This window comes from Terrabacter terrigena (assembly GCF_042676085.1).
Lineage (GTDB): Bacteria > Actinomycetota > Actinomycetes > Actinomycetales > Dermatophilaceae > Terrabacter > Terrabacter terrigena.
Genome location: NZ_JBHTKH010000006.1, coordinates 1 through 16450, shown reverse-complemented (window position 1 = coordinate 16450; position 16450 = coordinate 1). Strand labels below are relative to the sequence as shown.

Below are 16450 nucleotides of genomic sequence, written 5' to 3'. Positions count from 1 at the left end.
TGGGCGCCATGCGCCGTCGTGACACCGCCCTCGCCGTCCTCGTCGCCCTCATCTGGGGCACGAACTTCGTCGCCATCCGAACCGGGCTCGACTCGGTGCCGCCGCTGCTCTTCCTGGCGGTGCGGTTCGTCGTCGTGTGCGTCCCGGCCGTGTTCTTCGTGCGCCGCCCGGGGCTGCCCTGGCGCGACCTCGCCCTCATCGGCCTCTTCACGAGCCTGGGCCAGTTCGCGCTCATGTACCTCGCGCTGAACCTCGGCATGCCGCCGGGGCTGTCGTCTCTCGTGCTCCAGGCGCAGGTGCTGCTCACCGTCGTCATCGCCTCCGTGTGGCTGCGCGAGAAGCCGTCGACGGCTCAGCGCGTCGGGGTAGCGCTCGGCGGTGCCGGGCTGGTCACCATCGCGGTCGGTCGCGGGCTCACGGCCCCTCTGCTGCCCCTCGTCGTGCTCGTCCTCGCTGCCGTCTCCTGGGCGGTCGGCAACGTGCTGACCCGCCGCGCCGGCTCGCTGACCGGCCCGGGCTCCGGCCTCGGCGTGACGGTCTGGTCCGGCCTCGTCGTGCCGGTTCCCGCGGTCGCCCTCTCCCTCGTCTTCGAGGGACCCGGAGCCTTGGGCGGCGCCCTCGGCCACGTCCACTGGTCGGCCGTGCTCTCGACCGCCTACACGGCATACCTCTCGTCCCTCGTCGGCTACGGCATCTGGAACACGCTGCTCAGCCGTCACCCGGTCGCGAGGGTCACGCCGTTCGCGATGCTCGTTCCCGTGTTCGGCATGGCCGCGGCTGCCCTCGTCTACGACGAGCGCCCGCACGCCCTCGAGCTGGTCGGCGGGCTCGTGCTTCTCGCCGGGGTCGCCGTCGCGGTGCTGCGCCGCGGGCGGCGGGAGGCCACCATCGGCCTGCCCGGAGAGGTTTCAGCGCTGGTCGCCGTCGACGTAGACCCACCGACCGGCCCGACGGGCGAACCGGCTGACCTCGTGCAGACGACCCGCGGTCGCACGACCACCGCGACCGGCTGAGGCCTCCTCGAACCTCGCGACGAACTCGACCACGCCCTCGCTGTCGTCAGGCCCTCCGGCCTCGGTCCTGAGCACGGTCAGTCCGGTCCAGGTCATCGACGCGTCGACGACGAGCTCGTCGGGCCGGGTGCGCGGGTGCCACGTGCGCACCAGGTGGTCGACGTCGCCCGTGGCGAACGCGGTGTAGCGCGATCGCATCAGCTCCTTCGGCCGTCGAGGCGGTGAGCTCCCCCGCGAGCAGCGGACCGCAGCAGCCGACGTATGCCGTGCCGCTGCCACACTGGCAGGCGCCGGCGGAGGTGGCGCGGGCCCGGCCGAAGGACGAGGCGCTCACGGTCGGTTCGACGACGGCGACGGCGCCGACTGGGCGTCGCGCGCCGGCCACGGCGCGTCGTGGGGCCGCAGCGTCGACCAGCCGCGGGTGCGCGACAGCCCGGCGCTGAGCAGCCCGACGAGCGTGGCGGAGTTGCTGATCCGCCCGGTCAGGGCGGCGTCGACGGCATCGTCGAGCGGCACCCACAGCGGTCGCAGCGACAGCTCCTCTGCCGTGCGCTGGTGGGCCTCCGCCTCGGGGACGTCACGGAGACCGCGGGCGAGGAAGATGCGTACGGTCTCGGGAAAGGCCCCGGGTGACGTGACGTCGTCGGCGAGCACGTGCCACTCGTCGGCGATGAGGTCGACCTCCTCGGCCAGCTCACGCGCGGCCGCCTCGCGCGGCGGCTCGCCGTCGACGTCGAGCAGGCCGGCCGGCAGCTCCCACACGTGGCCGCCACTCGCGTGACGGTACTGCCGGATGAGCAGCACGTGGTCGACGCCCTCCACCTCGCGCAGGGCGAGGATCGCCACCGCGCCGGGGTGCGTCACGAAGTCACGGGTGACGACACCGCCGGCGCCGAGGTCGACGCGCTCGCGCACGACGTCGAAGATGATCCCCTCGAAGGGGGTCGACGACTCGAGGACGGGCTCGGCAGCCCACTCCTCGACGATGTCGGCGCCGGTGCCGATCGGCGCGCTGAGACTCAAGCCCCTCCCCCGGCCTCAGTCGGTTTCGGTCGAGCCGGCGGAGACCCACGCGAGCTCGTCGAGCTGGCTGCCGTGGTCGCCGGCGTCAGCCGAGTCGCCGTGCTCGGAGCCGCGGTGCCGCTCGACCTCGACGAGGCGCTGGCTGCGCTGACGCTCGAGGGCCGCGCCGACGAGTCCGGCGAAGAGCGGGTGCGCACGGTTGGGGCGCGAAAGGAACTCCGGGTGCGCCTGCGTCGACACGTAGTAGGGGTGCACGTCGCGGGCCAGCTCGACGAACTCGACGAGGGTGCCGTCGGGCGAGGTGCCGGAGAAGACGAGCCCCGCCTCCTCGAGGTCGGCGCGGTAGGCGTTGTTCACCTCGTAGCGGTGGCGGTGGCGCTCCTTGACCTCGGCCTGGCCGTAGGCCTCACGGATGACGCTGCCCTCCTTGAGCGCAGCCGGGTAGAGGCCGAGGCGCATGGTGCCGCCGAGGTCGCCGGCGCCCTCGACGAAGGCCTTCTGCTCCTCCATGGTGGCGATGACGGGGTGCGCGGTGCCGGGGTCGAACTCCGTCGAGCTCGCGCCCTCGTTGCCGAGCATCGTGCGGGCGTACTCGATGACCATGCACTGCAGGCCCAGGCAGATGCCGAGCGTGGGCACCTGCTTCTCGCGGGCCCAGCGCAGGGCCCCGAGCTTGCCCTCGATGCCGCGCACGCCGAACCCGCCCGGCACGAGCACGGCGTCGACGCCGCCCAACGCGCGCTGTGCGCCGGACTCGGTCTGGCACTCGTCGCTCGCGACCCAGCGGATGTTGACCTTTGCGTCGTGGTGGAAACCACCCGCGCGCAGCGCCTCGGTGACGGACAGGTACGCGTCCGGCAGGTCGATGTACTTGCCGACGAGGGCGATCTCGACGTCGTGCTCGGGGTCGTGGACCCGCTCGAGCAGCTGGTCCCACTCGGTCCAGTCGACGTCACGGAAGTTGAGCCCGAGCCGGCGGATGACGTACGCGTCGAGGCCCTCGCGGTGCAGCACCTTCGGGATGTCGTAGATGCTCGGGGCGTCGACGGCCGCGGCGACCGCCGTCACGTCGACGTCGCACATGAGCGAGATCTTGCGCTTGATCGGCTCCGGGATCTCGCGGTCGGCGCGGAGCACGAGCCCGTCGGGCTGCACACCCACCTGGCGCAGGGCGGCGACCGAGTGCTGGGTCGGCTTGGTCTTCAGCTCGCCGCTCGGCGCGAGGTACGGCACGAGCGAGACGTGGAGGAAGAAGCTGTTGTCGCGACCGATGAGGTGGCGCACCTGGCGCGCGGCCTCGAGGAAGGGCAGCGACTCGATGTCGCCGACCGTGCCGCCGATCTCGGTGATGATGACGTCGGGCGCGTCGGGACCGCCCGTCGCGAGCGCCCGCATGCGGGCGACGATCTCGTTGGTGATGTGCGGGATCACCTGCACGGTGTCGCCGAGGTACTCACCCCGGCGCTCCTTGGCGATGACGTTGTTGTAGACCTGGCCGGTCGTCACGTTCGCGGCGCCGACGAGGTTGACGTCGAGGAACCGCTCATAGTGCCCGATGTCGAGGTCGGTCTCCGCGCCGTCGTCGGTCACGAAGACCTCGCCGTGCTGGAACGGGTTCATCGTTCCGGGGTCCACGTTGATGTAAGGGTCGAGCTTCTGCATCGTGACCCTGAGGCCACGCGATCTGAGAAGTCGTCCGAGGCTTGAGGCCGTCAGGCCCTTGCCGAGCGAGGAGGCCACGCCCCCGGTCACAAAGATGTGCTTCGTCGTTTCCACCACGGGCTTTAAGTCTACGTCATCCCGAGAGGGTGTCGACGTACCGCTCCGTCCAACGGCGCGCCTCGTCCTCCGGTGAGGCCCACGCGGCCGCGCGGGAGCGCCCTTCCGTGCCCAGGCGCGCCCGCGCGGCGGGGTCCGCGAGCAGCCGGTCCACGGCAGCGGCGACGGCGTCCGGGTCCCCCACGGGAACGAGCACGCCGGTGTCGCCGACGAGGTCGGGCAGGCCCCCGGTACGGGTGGCCACGACGGGCACGCCTGCGGCCATCGCCTCCTGCACGACCAGCGCACGGGCCTCCCAGCGGCTCGTGAGGACGAACACGTCCGCCAGGCGCAGCCAGCCCGGGACGTCGTCGCGCGCGCCGACGAAGTGGACACCCGCGCGGGTCGCAGCCCCCTCGGCCGGGCCCTGCTCGCGTATGCCGTGTGCCTCCTCCTCGAGGCGCGTCAGCAGCCGCGCGTCGCCGTCACCGACGACGACCCACGAGGCGGCGGCCCGGGACGACCCGGCGGCGGCGACCAGGGTGGTGAGGTCCTTCTGCGGGGCGATGCGGGAGACGGTGAGCACGACGGGGCGGTCAGGCGGCACGCCGGCACCGGTGAGCAGGCGCGCCCGCTCGCCGGGCGGAAGGCGATCGGCGTGGAGCAGCCCGGCGACGCTGGTCGAGGGGACGTTCGCGAGCTCTGTCCGGCGTGCCCCCAGCGACTCGGCGAGCACGACGAGGTCGTCGCTCGCGCCCGTGACGAGGTCTGCTCGGCGCAGGGCCCAGCCGACGGCCCGGCGCCCCACCTCCACCGGCACCCGGGAGCGGACGCTGCCGGTGGCCGGCGGCAGGTCGTTGTGGAGCGAGACCACCAGCCGCGGACGCGGACGCGCGCGGGCCACGGCGACCGCTGCCACTACCGCGGCCTGGTGACCGTGTGCGTGGACGAGGTCGACGGTTCCGGCGAGCCGCATGATGCGGTGCCAGTCGACGAGTCCGCGTGGGGAACGCGCGCCTGCGTGGACCGGCCAGAGCAGGTGGGCGTCGTCCCAGCCGAACACCTCGGCGGTCGAGTCCGCGGTCGCCACCTCGACGTCGTGACCCTCGGCCCGCAGACCGGTGACGAGCCCGTCGAGGTGCGCGCCGACGCCGCCCGCGGCACGGCCGACGACCATGAGCACCCTCACGAGGCGGCCTCATGCGGGACCGCGCCGGTGCGTGAGCGACGCACGCGCTGCACGAGGCCCGGGTCGACGGCCAGGGCCACCCCGACCATGACGGCAAGGGCCAGCAGCGCGACACCGGCACCGACCGCGAGGCTCGAACCCAGCGTGTGCCCGACCCCCCGGACGGACAGCCACGAGCTCACGACCCGGCCACCGACCGCGGCCACGAGCGAGCCGGCCAGCGCAGCGGTGAGCGGCCGCCGCGGAAGCCGCAGCGACGACCAGCCCCAGCTGCGGGCGACGAGTCCGACGAGCAGCACCGCGCCGAGCGCGAGGCCCGCGCTCGACCCCGCGGCCAGGGCGCGGAGGGTCGCCGGGCCGCCGGCGCCCTCGGGGTCGAGCACGAGCAGCGGCACGACGACGGTGGCGAGCCAGCCCAGGGCCGCCAACCCTCCGGCGACGACGGCACGACCGCGAACGTACGACGCGCGTGTGAGCAGACCGATGACGCCGAGAGCCAGCACCGACGGCGCGAAGGCGCTCACCGCGTCGCCCATCGCGGAAAGCGTCTCGAGCGAGGCGTCCGACGTCGACCCGGCGTCCAGCGCGCTGAAGAAGGCGCCGACCGGCACGGCGACCGCGACGAGCGCGGCCACGCCGAACAGCGACACGACGACGGTGGCGAGCCACGCCCGGCGCAACGTCGCTGCCGGGTCGCCCACGACGCAGGCCCGTACGCCGGTCTGTACGCCGGTCTGTACGCCGGTCTGTCCGCCCGCCTGTTCACTGGCGGCGAGGGCGCCGGCCAGCGACGGGAACGCCGCGGTGGCGAGGGGGACGGCCAGGACGGCATACGGCAGCAGGGTCACCGCCTGCGCATAGGTGTACACGTTGAGCGTGCCCGAGCCGCCCCGGTCGTTGGCGAGGCGGATCACGACGAGGGTGGCGAGCTGTTGGCCCGCGACCGCCAGCAGGCCCGCCAGGGCCAGGGATCGCACCCGCCGTGCCACGCCGTCGGGAAAGCGCAGCCGTGGACGGAGCCGGATGCCGGCACGACGCACGGGCGCGACGAGTGGGAGGGCGAGCGCGACGACACCGAGTGTGGTGCCCACCCCCAGCACGACCGTCGCTCGTTGCGGCACGTCGCCGATCGCGGCAGCCGGGTCAGGCACGAGCGCACGGTACGCGAGGTAGGCGGCGATGACGACGAGGCTGGAGAGCAGGGGCGCCAGGGCGGCGCCGACGAACTGTCGGTGCGACTGGAGCACGCCGGCCAGCACGATCGCGACCCCGTAGAGCGGGATCTGGACGGCGAACACCCGCAGCAGCTCGGCCCCGAGGTCTGCCTCGCCCGAGCAGCCCGTGCCGAGCAGGGCGGTCGCGACCGGACGGGCGGCGAGGGCCACGACGGCGCCCAGTGGCACGAGCACGACGACGGCCCAGGTGAGCAGCGCCGAGGCCGTCTCGTCCGCATGGGCGCGGTCGTCGCGCGCGAGCGCGCCAGCGACGAGCGGGACGACGACGGCAGCGAGCACCCCGCCGGCGGCGATCTCGAACAGCACGTTGGGCACGGCGTTGACCGACTGGTAGACGCTGCCCACGCACGTGGCGCCGACCGAGTGCGAGAACGCGAACCACCGGCCGAAGCCGACGATGCGCGCGAGGAGCGTGATGACGGCGATGGTGCCGGCGGCGGCCAGGAGCCCTCCGCGCGGGGGGCCCGTGCGCGTCGCGGCCTCGTCGGTCACCGGCTCCCCCGGCCCCACTGGTCGAGCCGGCGCAGCAACGGGTTGCCGTCGATGACGCGCGTGAAGCTGACGCGCTCCGAGGCGAGCGTCAGGGCGGTCAGGCCCGCGAGCACGACAGCCCGGCCCGGCAGACCGGTGCGTTCCACCACAGCCAGACCGACGAGCGCGCCCGCCGCGTTGGCGCCGGTGTCGCCGAGCATCGAGCGCGCCTCGAGGTCGTCGCGGACGACGCCGACCGACGACCCGAGCGCGACTGCTCCGGGAAGCCTGCCGAGGAGCGGGAGGGCGGCGAGCCCGGTCACCTTGAGCGCCCGGCCTGGACGCAGGTCGAAGAGGTTGACGGCGTTCGCGGCACCTGCGACGAGGGCGCCGCCGACGAGCGTGGCGAGGGGTCCGCTGGGAACCGGCCGTCGGGCGTCGACCATGGCGGCACCGGCGAGGCCGGCGGCGGCGAGGCCCACGATCTTGACCGCGCCAGTGGTCACCTGACCGCGGGAGAGCGCCCCGAGGTGGCCCCTGAGACCCTTGTCCGCGGCGCCACCGGAGAGGTCGTCGAGGGCGCCGAGACCTCCGGCGGCGAGGGCCACGACCGCGGTGCTGCCCACGGTGCGCCGGGCCTCGGTCGCCGGCGCGAGGGCTGCGCCGGCCAGCGCGCCGACGACGGCACCTCCGACCCAGGCCGGGCCCTCGAGCAGGGTGACCGAGCGGCCGGCGTGGTTGGTGCGCTGCCACGGTTGGGCGGCTGCCGGAGGGAGCCGGCGCCCGAGCCGCAACAGCGCCCACGACGTCAGGGCCGAGCCCATCAGCGAAGCGACGGAGGAGGCGACGGAGGAGGCGACGGAGGGGGCGACGGAACCGGCGCGACGGCGCCGCGAGGTCACGGGAGCACTCTCGGGACCGTGGCCGTCGCACCCGCGTCGACGCCGTAGTGGCCTATCCGCTGGTCGAGGACGTCCTCGACCGCCAGCACGACGGCGGCGGGACCGTCGCCAGACCGCGCGTGGTCGACGGTGGCAGCGACGTTGGCCGTCTGGGAGTTCTCCCGCACCGCCCGGACGGCGTTCGACGTGACGGGTTGGCCGGCGGCGGCGACGGTGCTGCCGCCCGCGACCACGGTGGCTCGGGACGACCCCGCGAAGGACTCGACGAGCGACCGGACGGCGTCGGACCGGGCCGCGACCACCGAGTCCTCGCCGGCGAAGTCGCCCGACACGACGATGGCGACGTCGGCGCTGGGGAGGTCGGCCACGGACGAGTCGAGCAGGCCGGCGTCGACGAGCGCCTTGAGGGCTGCCGCGCGGGCGGGCGTCGCACCCGTGGGGGTCTTGGAGACGGCCAACGCCGCGAGCACGTGGAGCACGAGTCCGTCGCCGGTCGCGGTCGAGTCGAGCCCCAGCGCGGTGGCGCCGGCTCGCCCGGCCTGGTCGCGCTCGGCTGCCCGGCCGGCATCGAACCAGTCAGGGCCGACGGACAGGGTGCCGGTGAGGGCGGCGCCGCTCTGGCGGACGACGTCCTCGATGTTCGTCACCATGGTGCCGTCGGCCGAGGGCATGACCACGACGACGACGCGGTGACCGGTGAGGCGCTCGGCGACGACCCGGGGCTGGACGGCCGTGGCGAACTCGTCGGAGGCGTCGACGAGCTTCTCGCTCGTGGTCAGCTTGTCGTTGAGGGCCTGCTTCTCGGTGCGGAGCGCGGCGACCTGGTCGCCCAGCTGGTCGCCGAGGTTGGCCTGCAACGGGCCCGCCCCGAGGACGATGCCCACGGCGAGCGCGAGGAACACCGAGATGATCGAGACGAGGTGGTAGCGGAAGTCGATCACGCGAAGATCCCAACGATGGCGGTCCAGAGGTCGTCCCAGCGGGCGGCGAGGACCTGCAGCCAGGCTTGCCCGGCCGGTGTGGACGCGAGGGCGGCGAAGAAGGCCAGCATGCCGACGAGCAGCATGGTCACGAGCAGACGGCCCGGGATGCGCGCCCGGTAGAGCTGGCTGACTCCCTTGGCGTCGACGAGCTTGCCGCCCACGCGCAGGCGCGTGAGGAAGGTCGAGGCCTGTCCGTCGCGGCCCTTGTCGAGGAACTCGACGAGGGTGACATGGGTGCCCACGGCCACGATGAGCTCGGCCCCGGAGTCGTCGGCCAGCAGCATCGCGACGTCCTCGCTCGTGCCTGCGGCGGGGAAGACCACGGGACTGATCCCGAGCGCCTCGACCCGGGCCAGCCCGGGCGCCCGGCCGTCACGGTAGGCGTGGACGACGATCTCGGCGCCGCAGCGCAGCGCCTTGTCGGAGACGGAGTCCATGTCGCCGACGATGAGGTCGGGACGTTGCCCCGACTCGAGGATGGCGTCGGCGCCGCCGTCGACACCGATGAGCACGGGGCGGTACTCGCGGATGTAGGGCTTCAGGGCCTCGAGGTCCTCGCGGTAGTGGTAGCCGCGCACGACGATGAGGCAGTGCCGGCCGTCGAGGTCGGTGGTGATGGGCGGGACCCCGATCCCGTCGAGCAGCAGGTCGCGTTCCTTGCGGATGAACTCCATCGTGTTCGTCGCGAAAGCCTCGATCTGCACCGCGAGCCCGGCACGGGCGTCGTGCATCTGGGCCTGCACCGCAGGAGCGTCGAGCACGGCACCGGACGCGACCTTGTTCTCGCCGGACCACAGGTCGGAGCCGTCGAGCCGAAGCGGTTCGCCGTCGGTGATCTCCATGACCTCCGGGCCGGCCGCGTCGAGCACGGGGATGCCGGCCTCGACGAGGATCTGGGGCCCCAGGTTGGGGTAGCGACCCGTGATGGAGGCACTCGCGTTGACAACGGCGGCCGGGCGGATCGAGACCAGGGCGTCGGCGCTGACCTTGTCGAGATCGGCGTGGTCGATGACGGCGATGTCGCCCTGCTGCAGCCGCTTGGTGAGCCGCTTGGTGCGACGGTCGACGCGCGCGGGCCCCGAGACGCCGGGACCGGTGTCGCGGGCGCCGGGGCGGCGGCGGATGGGGAGGGCCATGATGCGCTCAATCGTGCCACGTCGGGTGGCGGGCGCCCGAGGCGGTCAGGCCGGTGTGCCGCTGCGCGCCGCCGTGCGCGCCTTGCCGGCCGACGTACCCGACGGTGTGCGCGACCTGCGCGACGAAGACCTCGTCGACGAACCCGAGGACGACCCGACGGCGGACGTCCGAGCCTCTCCCGTCTGCCCGAGCAGGTCGCTGGCGTGCGCGAGTCCGGCCTCGGAGTCGGGGTCGCCGCCCATCATGCGTGACAGCTCTCGCAGCCGCGCGTCGCCGTCGACGACCGACACGCTGCTCGAGGTGACGCGCCCGTCGTCGGCCTTGTGCACGACGAGGTGCCGGTCGGCGAACGCCGCGACCTGGGCGAGGTGGGTGACGACGATGACCTGTGCGTGCTGCGCCAGGGCGGCCAACCGCGCCCCGACGTCGAGGGCTGCGCGGCCGCCCACGCCGGCGTCGACCTCGTCGAAGACGAACGTCGGCGGACCGCTGGCACCGTCGAGGGCGGCGCTGCGCGAGCCCACGACCTCGAGGGCCAGCATGACGCGCGAGAGCTCGCCGCCTGATGCCGCCTTGGCCACGCTGCGCGGTGCCGCGCCGGGGTTCGCGGCGAGGAGGATATCGACGTCGTCGATGCCGTGCCGGGACAGCCGCACTCGCGCGCCGTCGGGGAGGGCGACGCCCTCGGGGTCGGTGCGGCGTCGCACGTCGACGTGGACCACCGCCTTGCCCATGGCCAGGTGCGCGAGCTCCTCGGAGACCCTGCCCCCGAAGTCCGCGCCGGCCGCGCGCCGCGCCTCGGACAGCGCGAGGGCCGCCGTGACGACAGCATCCTGGAGGCCGGCGACCTCGTCCCCGAGCCGCTCGACGCGGTCGTCGGCCGTGACGAGCTCGTCGAGCCGCGCCGCGCCGCGCCCTGACCACTCGAGCACCTCGTCGACGCTTTCGCCGTACTTGCGGGTGAGCACCCCGAGCGCCGCCCGGCGCTCCTGGACGAAACCCAGCCGCTCGGGGTCGAGCTCGACGTCGTCGAGGTATGCGGTGAGGTCGGCGGACAGGTCGGTCACGAGGGTGCCCACCTCGTGCAGCCGGGCGTCGAGCCCGGCCAGCGCGTCGTCGTGCGTCGTGGCCGGGGCCAGGGCCCCACGGGCCGACCCGATGAGGTCACGCACGTTGGGTGCCGGCTCGGCGGCATACTCGTCGCCGCTGAGGTCGGCGAGGGCCTGCGCGGCTGCCAGGCGCAGTGTGTCGGCGTGGGCGAGCCGGGCATCCTCGGCCCGCAGGGCCACGTCCTCACCGGGCTGCGGGTCGACGGACTCGATCTCCTCGAGCGAGGCGGTGAGCGAGTCGATCTCGCGGGCGCGGTCGCGGGCCTCGGAGACGAGGCGGTCGTGCTCGCGGGCGGCCTCGCGCCAGCGGTCGTAGAGCTCGGCCACCCGGTCGCGGAGGGCGGCGACCTCGGCCCCCCCGAAGTCGTCGAGAACCTCCCGGTGCGCGTCGCCCTGCTTGAGGCGCCACTGGTCGGCCTGCCCGTGGACGGCGACGAGGAGCTGCCCGAGGTCGGCCAGGACCGACACGGGCGCGGTGCGTCCACCGACGTGCGCCCGCGACCGGCCTGCCGCGGCGATGGTGCGCGCGATGACGAGCTCCCCCTCGTCGTGGTCGGCGCCGGCCTCGTCGGCGCGAGCCAGGGCCGGGTGGTCGAGCGGGAGCTGGACGACGCCCTCGACGAGCGCGGAGTCGGACCCGGTGCGGACGAGGCCGGAGTCGGCGCGCTCGCCCAGGAGCAGCCCGAGCCCGGAGACGACCATGGTCTTGCCGGCGCCGGTCTCGCCGGTGAGCACGTTGAGCCCAGGGCTCAGCTCGAGGACGGCGTCGTCGATGACGCCGACGCCACGGATCCTCATCTGGCTGAACACGGGACCACCTTAGGGCCGGGCACCCTCACCGCCGCCGACGCCGTCCACCGGAGGCGTCGTGTCGCCGTTGCCGCGCCAGCCCTCGACCGAAAGGGTGAACTTCGCGACGAGCCGGTCGGTGAACGGCGCGCTCGTGAGCCGGGCCAGACGGACCGGGCGGGCACCGCGGCGCACCTCGATGCGCGCGCCGGGCGGCAGGTCGACGTGCCGCCGCCCGTCGCACCACATGACACCGGAACCCTCGGTGGCCGCCTTGATCTCGACGGCGAGGTGGGTGTCGGGACCGAGCACGAGCGGTCGGGCGAAGAGGGCGTGGGCCGCGCTGGGCACCAGGAGCATCGCCTGCACCTGCGGCCAGACGACAGGTCCGCCGGCCGAGAAGGCGTATGCCGTCGAGCCCGTCGGGGTCGACACGATCACTCCGTCGCAGCCCCAGCTCGACAGCGGGCGCCCGTCGACCTCGACCGTGACGTCGAGCATGCGTTCGCGTGCAGCCTTCTCGACGCTCACCTCGTTGAGGGCCCAGCTGCTGGCGATGAGCTCGCCGTGCAGCTTGGCGTCGACGTGGAGCGTCATGCGCTCCTCGACGGCGTAGTCGTTGTTGGCGATGTGCTCGACCGTGGCGTCGAGACGGTCGCGCTCGGCCTCGGCGAGGAAGCCGACGTGACCGAGGTTGACGCCGAGGAGCGGCACGTCGACGCTGCGGGCGAACTCGGCCCCCCGCAGGATGGTGCCGTCGCCGCCCAGCACGACCACGAGGTCACACCCCTCGGCGACCTGTTCCTCGGCCGACGCGATGTGCACTCGGGCGCTGTCCTTGAGGTCGAGCGCCTTCGCCTCGTCCGCCTGGAGCGACACGTCGATGCCGAGCTGCGTCAGCCTCTGGACGACGTCCTTGGCGACCGAGAGCGCCTCGGGACGGCGCGGGTGTGCCACGAGCAGGATCCGGCGCGTCACGAGTCTCCCTCCAGGTCGATGGCCTCCAGCATGTCATCCGTCGACGTCGGGGACGCGCCGGGGACCGGTCGCGGAGCGAGCCAGAAGAGGAACTCGCGGTTGCCGTCACCCCCGGTGATCGGGCTGGCGGCGGCGCCGTGGAGGTGGAGCCCCTGCTCGGCCGCCACCCCGGCGACGTCGCGCAGCACCCTGCGGTGCTCGTGGCGTGACGTGACGACGCCCGTGCGGCTCAGGCGCTCGCGCCCGACCTCGAACTGCGGTTTGACCAGCACGACGAGGTCGCCGGCGTCGGTGACGAGGGGACGCATGGCCGGCAGCGCGATCGCGAGCGAGATGAAGCTGAGGTCGGAGACGACCAGGTCGTACTGCCCGCCGAGAGCCTCGGCGTCGACGTCGCGGATGTTGGTCCCCGGCAGGTCGCGGACGCGGTCGTTCGCGGCGATCGAGGTGACGAGCTGGCCGTGACCCACGTCGAGGGCCGTCACGTGGGCGGCCCCGTGCTCGAGCAGCACCTGCGTGAAGCCCCCCGTGCTGGCACCGACGTCGAGGCACCGACGCCCGGCAACCTCGATGGGCCACTGCTGCACGGCGTGCAGCAGCTTGAGGGCGGCGCGCCCGACCCACCGGTCCGGCTCGCGGGTCAGCTCAAGCGCCGAGCCGTCGTCGACGTGCTGGGCGGCTTTCGTGGCGGGCCTGCCGTCGACGAGGACGACGCCGGCGGCCACGAGCTCACGAGCCTGGGTGCGGGACCTGGCGAGGCCACGGGCGACGAGCTCGACGTCGAGTCGGCGCCCCGTCACGCCCCACCGAGGCCGCCGAGGCGGCTCTGCAGACTGCGGTGGGCGTGCTCGCCCGACTCGATGCGCTCCGCGAACGACCCGGCCTGCGAACGAGCGAGCTGCATCATGGCCTCGTCGACGGCTGCGTCGCCCGTGACCGGCGGCACCGGGACGGGTGCGTCCTCCGCCCCCGTGCCCCCGTGGCTCTCCTGCTGGGCCTCGTCGTCCAGGTCGTCGACGAAACCCCTCGGTCCGACGGCCTCATCGTGTCCGTGCTCGTCGCGACTGGCGTCAGTGTCGCCAAACATGGGTTCCTCCGTGCCGGTTCGTACCGATTCCTGCGTCCGCTCACGCTACCCGGTCGGCCGCACCTGCGAGTCGAGCAGGGCCGCCTCCTGCGTGCGCCGCGACTCAATGCAGGCCGTCGAGCGTCGCTGCAGCCGCGCGCACGAGCTCGTCACGGGGCCGGCCACGCTCTCGCTCCCCCAGCAGGGCGGCGGTCCCGGCCCGCACGACCTCGACGGCGCTCGCGCCGTCGACCCGAAGCCGCAGCTCGCCGTCGACGAAGCGGGCACTCGCCGTGCCGCACTGCCAGGTGCCCGCGTGCTCGACCGGGGCGGCATACGGCTGGAACAGCTCCGAGAGGGTGCCGATCACGAAGGTCGGAGCCGCGTGCGTCGCCATCAGGTCTGATGGCAGGTCGACGCCTGTGAGCACCCAGGCCGAGTCGAGGCCGGCGGCGGCAGCACCGTCGATGTCGGTCGCCAGACGGTCGCCGATCGCGAGGGTGCGCGACGCCTCGGTGCCGAGGTGGTCGAGTGCGAGCCGGTAGAGGGGCGGGTGTGGTTTGCCGACGACCTGCGGTCGGCGCCCCAGGGAGGCGACGAGCAGGTCGACATACGCTCCGTTGCCCGGTGACTGCCCCCACGGCAGCGGCAGGGTCGCGTCGTCGTTGCTGGCCACCCAGGGCAGCTGCGTCCCGAGCAGCCGGGCCGCGGTGTCGAAGTCGCGGACCCGCAGGTCCTTGCCGTAGCCCTGGAGCACGGCCGCGACCGAGCCGGACGGGGCGTCCTCGGCCTCGGACGGACGCACGGCCTCCAGTCCGGCACGGGCCAGGGCTTCCACGACCCCTTCACCTCCGAGGGCGAGCACCCGCGCGCCGGCAGGCAGTGCCCGCGCCAGCTGAGCCGCCCCCGCCTCCGCGCTGGACACGACGTCGGCGGACGTCGCAGGCGCTCCGAGGCCGGCGAGGTGCTCGGCGACCTCTGCCACGACCCGCGATGCGTTGTTCGTCGCGTAGATGATCTTGACTCCGCGAGCTCGCAAGTCCTGCAACGCTTTCGGAGCCTCGGGAACGGGGTCGGCGCCGCGGTAGACGACGCCGTCGAGGTCACAGACGACCCCGTCGTATGCCGCGATGAGCGCGGTCTTCCCTGCGTCGTCCGCCATGCGACCTCCTGCGTCGACCCTATGGCCGATCACGGGCGAGGTCACGAGAGGTCTCACGACTGCGAGACGAGTCAGGCCCGGCCGGAAGGGTCGGGCCTGATCTCGTTCACATCGACGTCACCTGCGCGGCTCTTCGTCGTCGTCGTCCTCGTCGCCGAGGAGGTCTGTCACGTCGACCCCGTCGAGCTCCTCGAGGCGCTCCGCCGCGTCGGTCGTCAGCTCGTGGTCGGCCTCGGCCGCACGGGCGAACCAGTCGCGAGCGGCTTCGGCGTCGCCCGCTGCGAGCTTGGCGTCGGCGTAGGCGTAGAAGAGCCTCGCGGCCGACGGTCGGTTCGGGTTGATCCGCTTCACGAGGTCGCTGAGGGCCGCCGCAGCGGCGTCCAGCTGACCGAGGTCACGTCGGATGCCGGAGACGACGATGGCCAGCTCCACCCGGTCGTCGATGGCGAGGTTGTTGGCCTCCTCGGACTGGGCGAGCTCGAGCGCCTTGGTGTGACGACCCATTGCGCGCTCGCAGTCGACCATGAGCGGCAGCAGGTGGCTGGAACCGGAGAGGCGACGCACCGTGCGGAACTCCCCCAGCGCCCGGGCCCAGTCGCCGAGGCGATAGGCCACGAGTCCCAGCGCCTCGCGAGCGGCCGGCACGCGACCGGCACGACGCACAGCGGTCTCGGCGTGGGCCAGAGCCGCTTCGGGCTCGACGTCGAGCAGCTCGGCCACCATGACCAGGTGCTGGGCGACGCCCTCCGCGTTCTCCTTCGACAGGGTGCGCAGCTGGTTCTTGACGCCGCGGTCGACCTCGTGGCCGGTGACGCCCTCACGGATGGCCGGCTCCGGCTTGCGCGGGGACTTCGGCGTCAGGCGCGGACCGCCGCGGCGCTCCTCGTCCTGCGGTCGACCGGCACCGCCACGGGGTCGGTCATCCCGACGCGGCCTGTCGTCAGGACGACGGGATCCACGGTCGTCACGACCGCCACCGGTACGGCGGTCGTCAGAGCGGTACCCGCCTCGGTCGCCACCGGTACGGCGGTCGTCAGAGCGGTACCCGCCTCGGTCGCCACCGGTACGGCGGTCGTCAGAGCGGTAGCCGCCGCGGTCGCCACTCGAGCGACGGTCATCGGAGCGGTAGCCGCCGCGGTCGCCACTCGAGCGACGGTCATCGGAGCGGTAGCCGCCGCGGTCGCCACCGGTACGACGGTCATCGGAGCGGTAGCCGCCTCGGTCGCCACCGGTACGACGGTCATCGGAGCGGTAGCCGCCCCGGTCGCCACCGGTACGGCGATCGTCGGAGCGATAGCTCCCCCGGTCGTCACGACGCGGGGCACCTGACCTGGGAGCTCCCGAGCCCCGGCCGGCCCCTTGGCCGCGCGCAGGGCCTCGCTGACCGTCGCGGCGGTCGTGGCGCTCGCTGCGGCTCTCGTTGCCGTCCTGGTCACTCATGATCAGCATCCTTCCGCGCCGACCGCGGTCGGCGCCACCTCTTCGGTCCTCGGGCACAAAAAGAAAGAGCGCCCCAGTCGGATCAATGAAGTTCCGTCTGGGGCGCTCTGACAAAGTGTGTCCGGCTGCGTCCTACTCTCCCACACCGTCACCAGTGCAGTACCATCGGCGCTGAAGGGCTTAGCTTCCGGGTTC

Annotated in this window: 15 protein-coding genes and 1 rRNA gene; 1 reads left to right on the top strand and 15 read right to left on the bottom strand. The window is 73.5% G+C overall.

The window, feature by feature from the left end:
* Nucleotides 1-8: 8 nt before the first annotated feature.
* Nucleotides 9-1013, top strand: coding sequence for an EamA family transporter (locus ACFQ2V_RS10605; protein WP_386052661.1), 1005 nt, complete (start codon nucleotides 9-11; stop codon nucleotides 1011-1013).
* Here ACFQ2V_RS10605 and ACFQ2V_RS10600 read toward each other — a convergent pair.
* The 15 genes from ACFQ2V_RS10600 to rrf all read right to left on the bottom strand — a co-directional run.
* On the bottom strand, nucleotides 909-1211 hold the full coding sequence (locus ACFQ2V_RS10600; RefSeq protein WP_386052660.1) for a YchJ family protein: 303 nt from the start codon (nucleotides 1209-1211) through the stop codon (nucleotides 909-911). The two genes, ACFQ2V_RS10605 and ACFQ2V_RS10600, sit on opposite strands and share 105 nt — an antisense overlap.
* Nucleotides 1212-1343: 132 nt before the next feature.
* Nucleotides 1344-2036, bottom strand: a complete 693-nt coding sequence (locus ACFQ2V_RS10595) for an NUDIX domain-containing protein (protein ID WP_386052659.1) — start codon at nucleotides 2034-2036, stop codon at nucleotides 1344-1346.
* A 15-nt stretch (nucleotides 2037-2051) separates the two neighbouring features.
* Nucleotides 2052-3815 carry a CTP synthase gene (locus ACFQ2V_RS10590; RefSeq protein WP_386052658.1) on the bottom strand — a complete coding sequence of 588 codons (1764 nt, stop codon included), beginning with the start codon at nucleotides 3813-3815 and terminating at the stop codon, nucleotides 2052-2054.
* Between the two features lie 16 nt (nucleotides 3816-3831).
* Complete coding sequence (locus tag ACFQ2V_RS10585) at nucleotides 3832-4983, bottom strand: glycosyltransferase family 4 protein (protein WP_386052657.1); 1152 nt, start codon at nucleotides 4981-4983, stop codon at nucleotides 3832-3834.
* Nucleotides 4980-6710, bottom strand: coding sequence for a murein biosynthesis integral membrane protein MurJ (murJ, locus tag ACFQ2V_RS10580; RefSeq protein WP_386052656.1), 1731 nt, complete (start codon nucleotides 6708-6710; stop codon nucleotides 4980-4982). The genes ACFQ2V_RS10585 and murJ overlap by 4 nt, the downstream gene beginning before the upstream one ends.
* Nucleotides 6707-7591, bottom strand: coding sequence for a hypothetical protein (locus ACFQ2V_RS10575; RefSeq protein WP_386052655.1), 885 nt, complete (start codon nucleotides 7589-7591; stop codon nucleotides 6707-6709). The genes murJ and ACFQ2V_RS10575 overlap by 4 nt, the downstream gene beginning before the upstream one ends.
* A complete protein-coding gene (locus ACFQ2V_RS10570) occupies nucleotides 7588-8532 on the bottom strand; it encodes a copper transporter (RefSeq protein WP_386052654.1) in 945 nt (314 codons plus the stop codon). Before ACFQ2V_RS10570 ends, ACFQ2V_RS10575 begins: the two co-directional genes overlap by 4 nt.
* Nucleotides 8529-9710 carry a putative cytokinetic ring protein SteA gene (gene steA / locus ACFQ2V_RS10565; RefSeq protein WP_386052653.1) on the bottom strand — a complete coding sequence of 394 codons (1182 nt, stop codon included), beginning with the start codon at nucleotides 9708-9710 and terminating at the stop codon, nucleotides 8529-8531. Before steA ends, ACFQ2V_RS10570 begins: the two co-directional genes overlap by 4 nt.
* Before the next feature lie 45 nt (nucleotides 9711-9755).
* On the bottom strand, nucleotides 9756-11630 hold the full coding sequence (recN, locus tag ACFQ2V_RS10560) for a DNA repair protein RecN (RefSeq protein ID WP_386052652.1): 1875 nt from the start codon (nucleotides 11628-11630) through the stop codon (nucleotides 9756-9758).
* Between the two features lie 9 nt (nucleotides 11631-11639).
* Nucleotides 11640-12587, bottom strand: a complete 948-nt coding sequence (locus tag ACFQ2V_RS10555; protein ID WP_386052651.1) for an NAD kinase — start codon at nucleotides 12585-12587, stop codon at nucleotides 11640-11642.
* Nucleotides 12584-13387, bottom strand: a complete 804-nt coding sequence (locus tag ACFQ2V_RS10550; protein ID WP_386052650.1) for a TlyA family RNA methyltransferase — start codon at nucleotides 13385-13387, stop codon at nucleotides 12584-12586. Before ACFQ2V_RS10550 ends, ACFQ2V_RS10555 begins: the two co-directional genes overlap by 4 nt.
* A complete protein-coding gene (locus ACFQ2V_RS10545; RefSeq protein ID WP_386052649.1) occupies nucleotides 13384-13674 on the bottom strand; it encodes a hypothetical protein in 291 nt (96 codons plus the stop codon). Before ACFQ2V_RS10545 ends, ACFQ2V_RS10550 begins: the two co-directional genes overlap by 4 nt.
* 103 nt (nucleotides 13675-13777) lie before the next feature.
* On the bottom strand, nucleotides 13778-14815 hold the full coding sequence (locus ACFQ2V_RS10540) for an HAD-IIA family hydrolase (RefSeq protein WP_386052648.1): 1038 nt from the start codon (nucleotides 14813-14815) through the stop codon (nucleotides 13778-13780).
* 117 nt (nucleotides 14816-14932) lie between these two features.
* Complete coding sequence (locus ACFQ2V_RS10535; protein WP_386052647.1) at nucleotides 14933-16255, bottom strand: tetratricopeptide repeat protein; 1323 nt, start codon at nucleotides 16253-16255, stop codon at nucleotides 14933-14935.
* Nucleotides 16256-16374: 119 nt separating this feature from the next.
* Nucleotides 16375-16450, bottom strand: a 5S ribosomal RNA gene (gene rrf / locus ACFQ2V_RS21260); the annotation flags it as partial.

Excerpts from the sequence above, each read along its gene's own strand:
- ACFQ2V_RS10540 (WP_386052648.1), bottom strand. The coding sequence starts at position 14,815 with ATGGCGGACGACGCAGGGAAGACCGCGCTCATCGCGGCATACGACGGG.
- ACFQ2V_RS10600 (WP_386052660.1), bottom strand. The coding sequence starts at position 1,211 with ATGCGATCGCGCTACACCGCGTTCGCCACGGGCGACGTCGACCACCTG.
- steA (WP_386052653.1), bottom strand. The coding sequence starts at position 9,710 with ATGGCCCTCCCCATCCGCCGCCGCCCCGGCGCCCGCGACACCGGTCCC.
- ACFQ2V_RS10535 (WP_386052647.1), bottom strand. The coding sequence starts at position 16,255 with ATGAGTGACCAGGACGGCAACGAGAGCCGCAGCGAGCGCCACGACCGC.
- ACFQ2V_RS10545 (WP_386052649.1), bottom strand. The coding sequence starts at position 13,674 with ATGTTTGGCGACACTGACGCCAGTCGCGACGAGCACGGACACGATGAG.
- ACFQ2V_RS10605 (WP_386052661.1), top strand. The coding sequence starts at position 9 with ATGCGCCGTCGTGACACCGCCCTCGCCGTCCTCGTCGCCCTCATCTGG.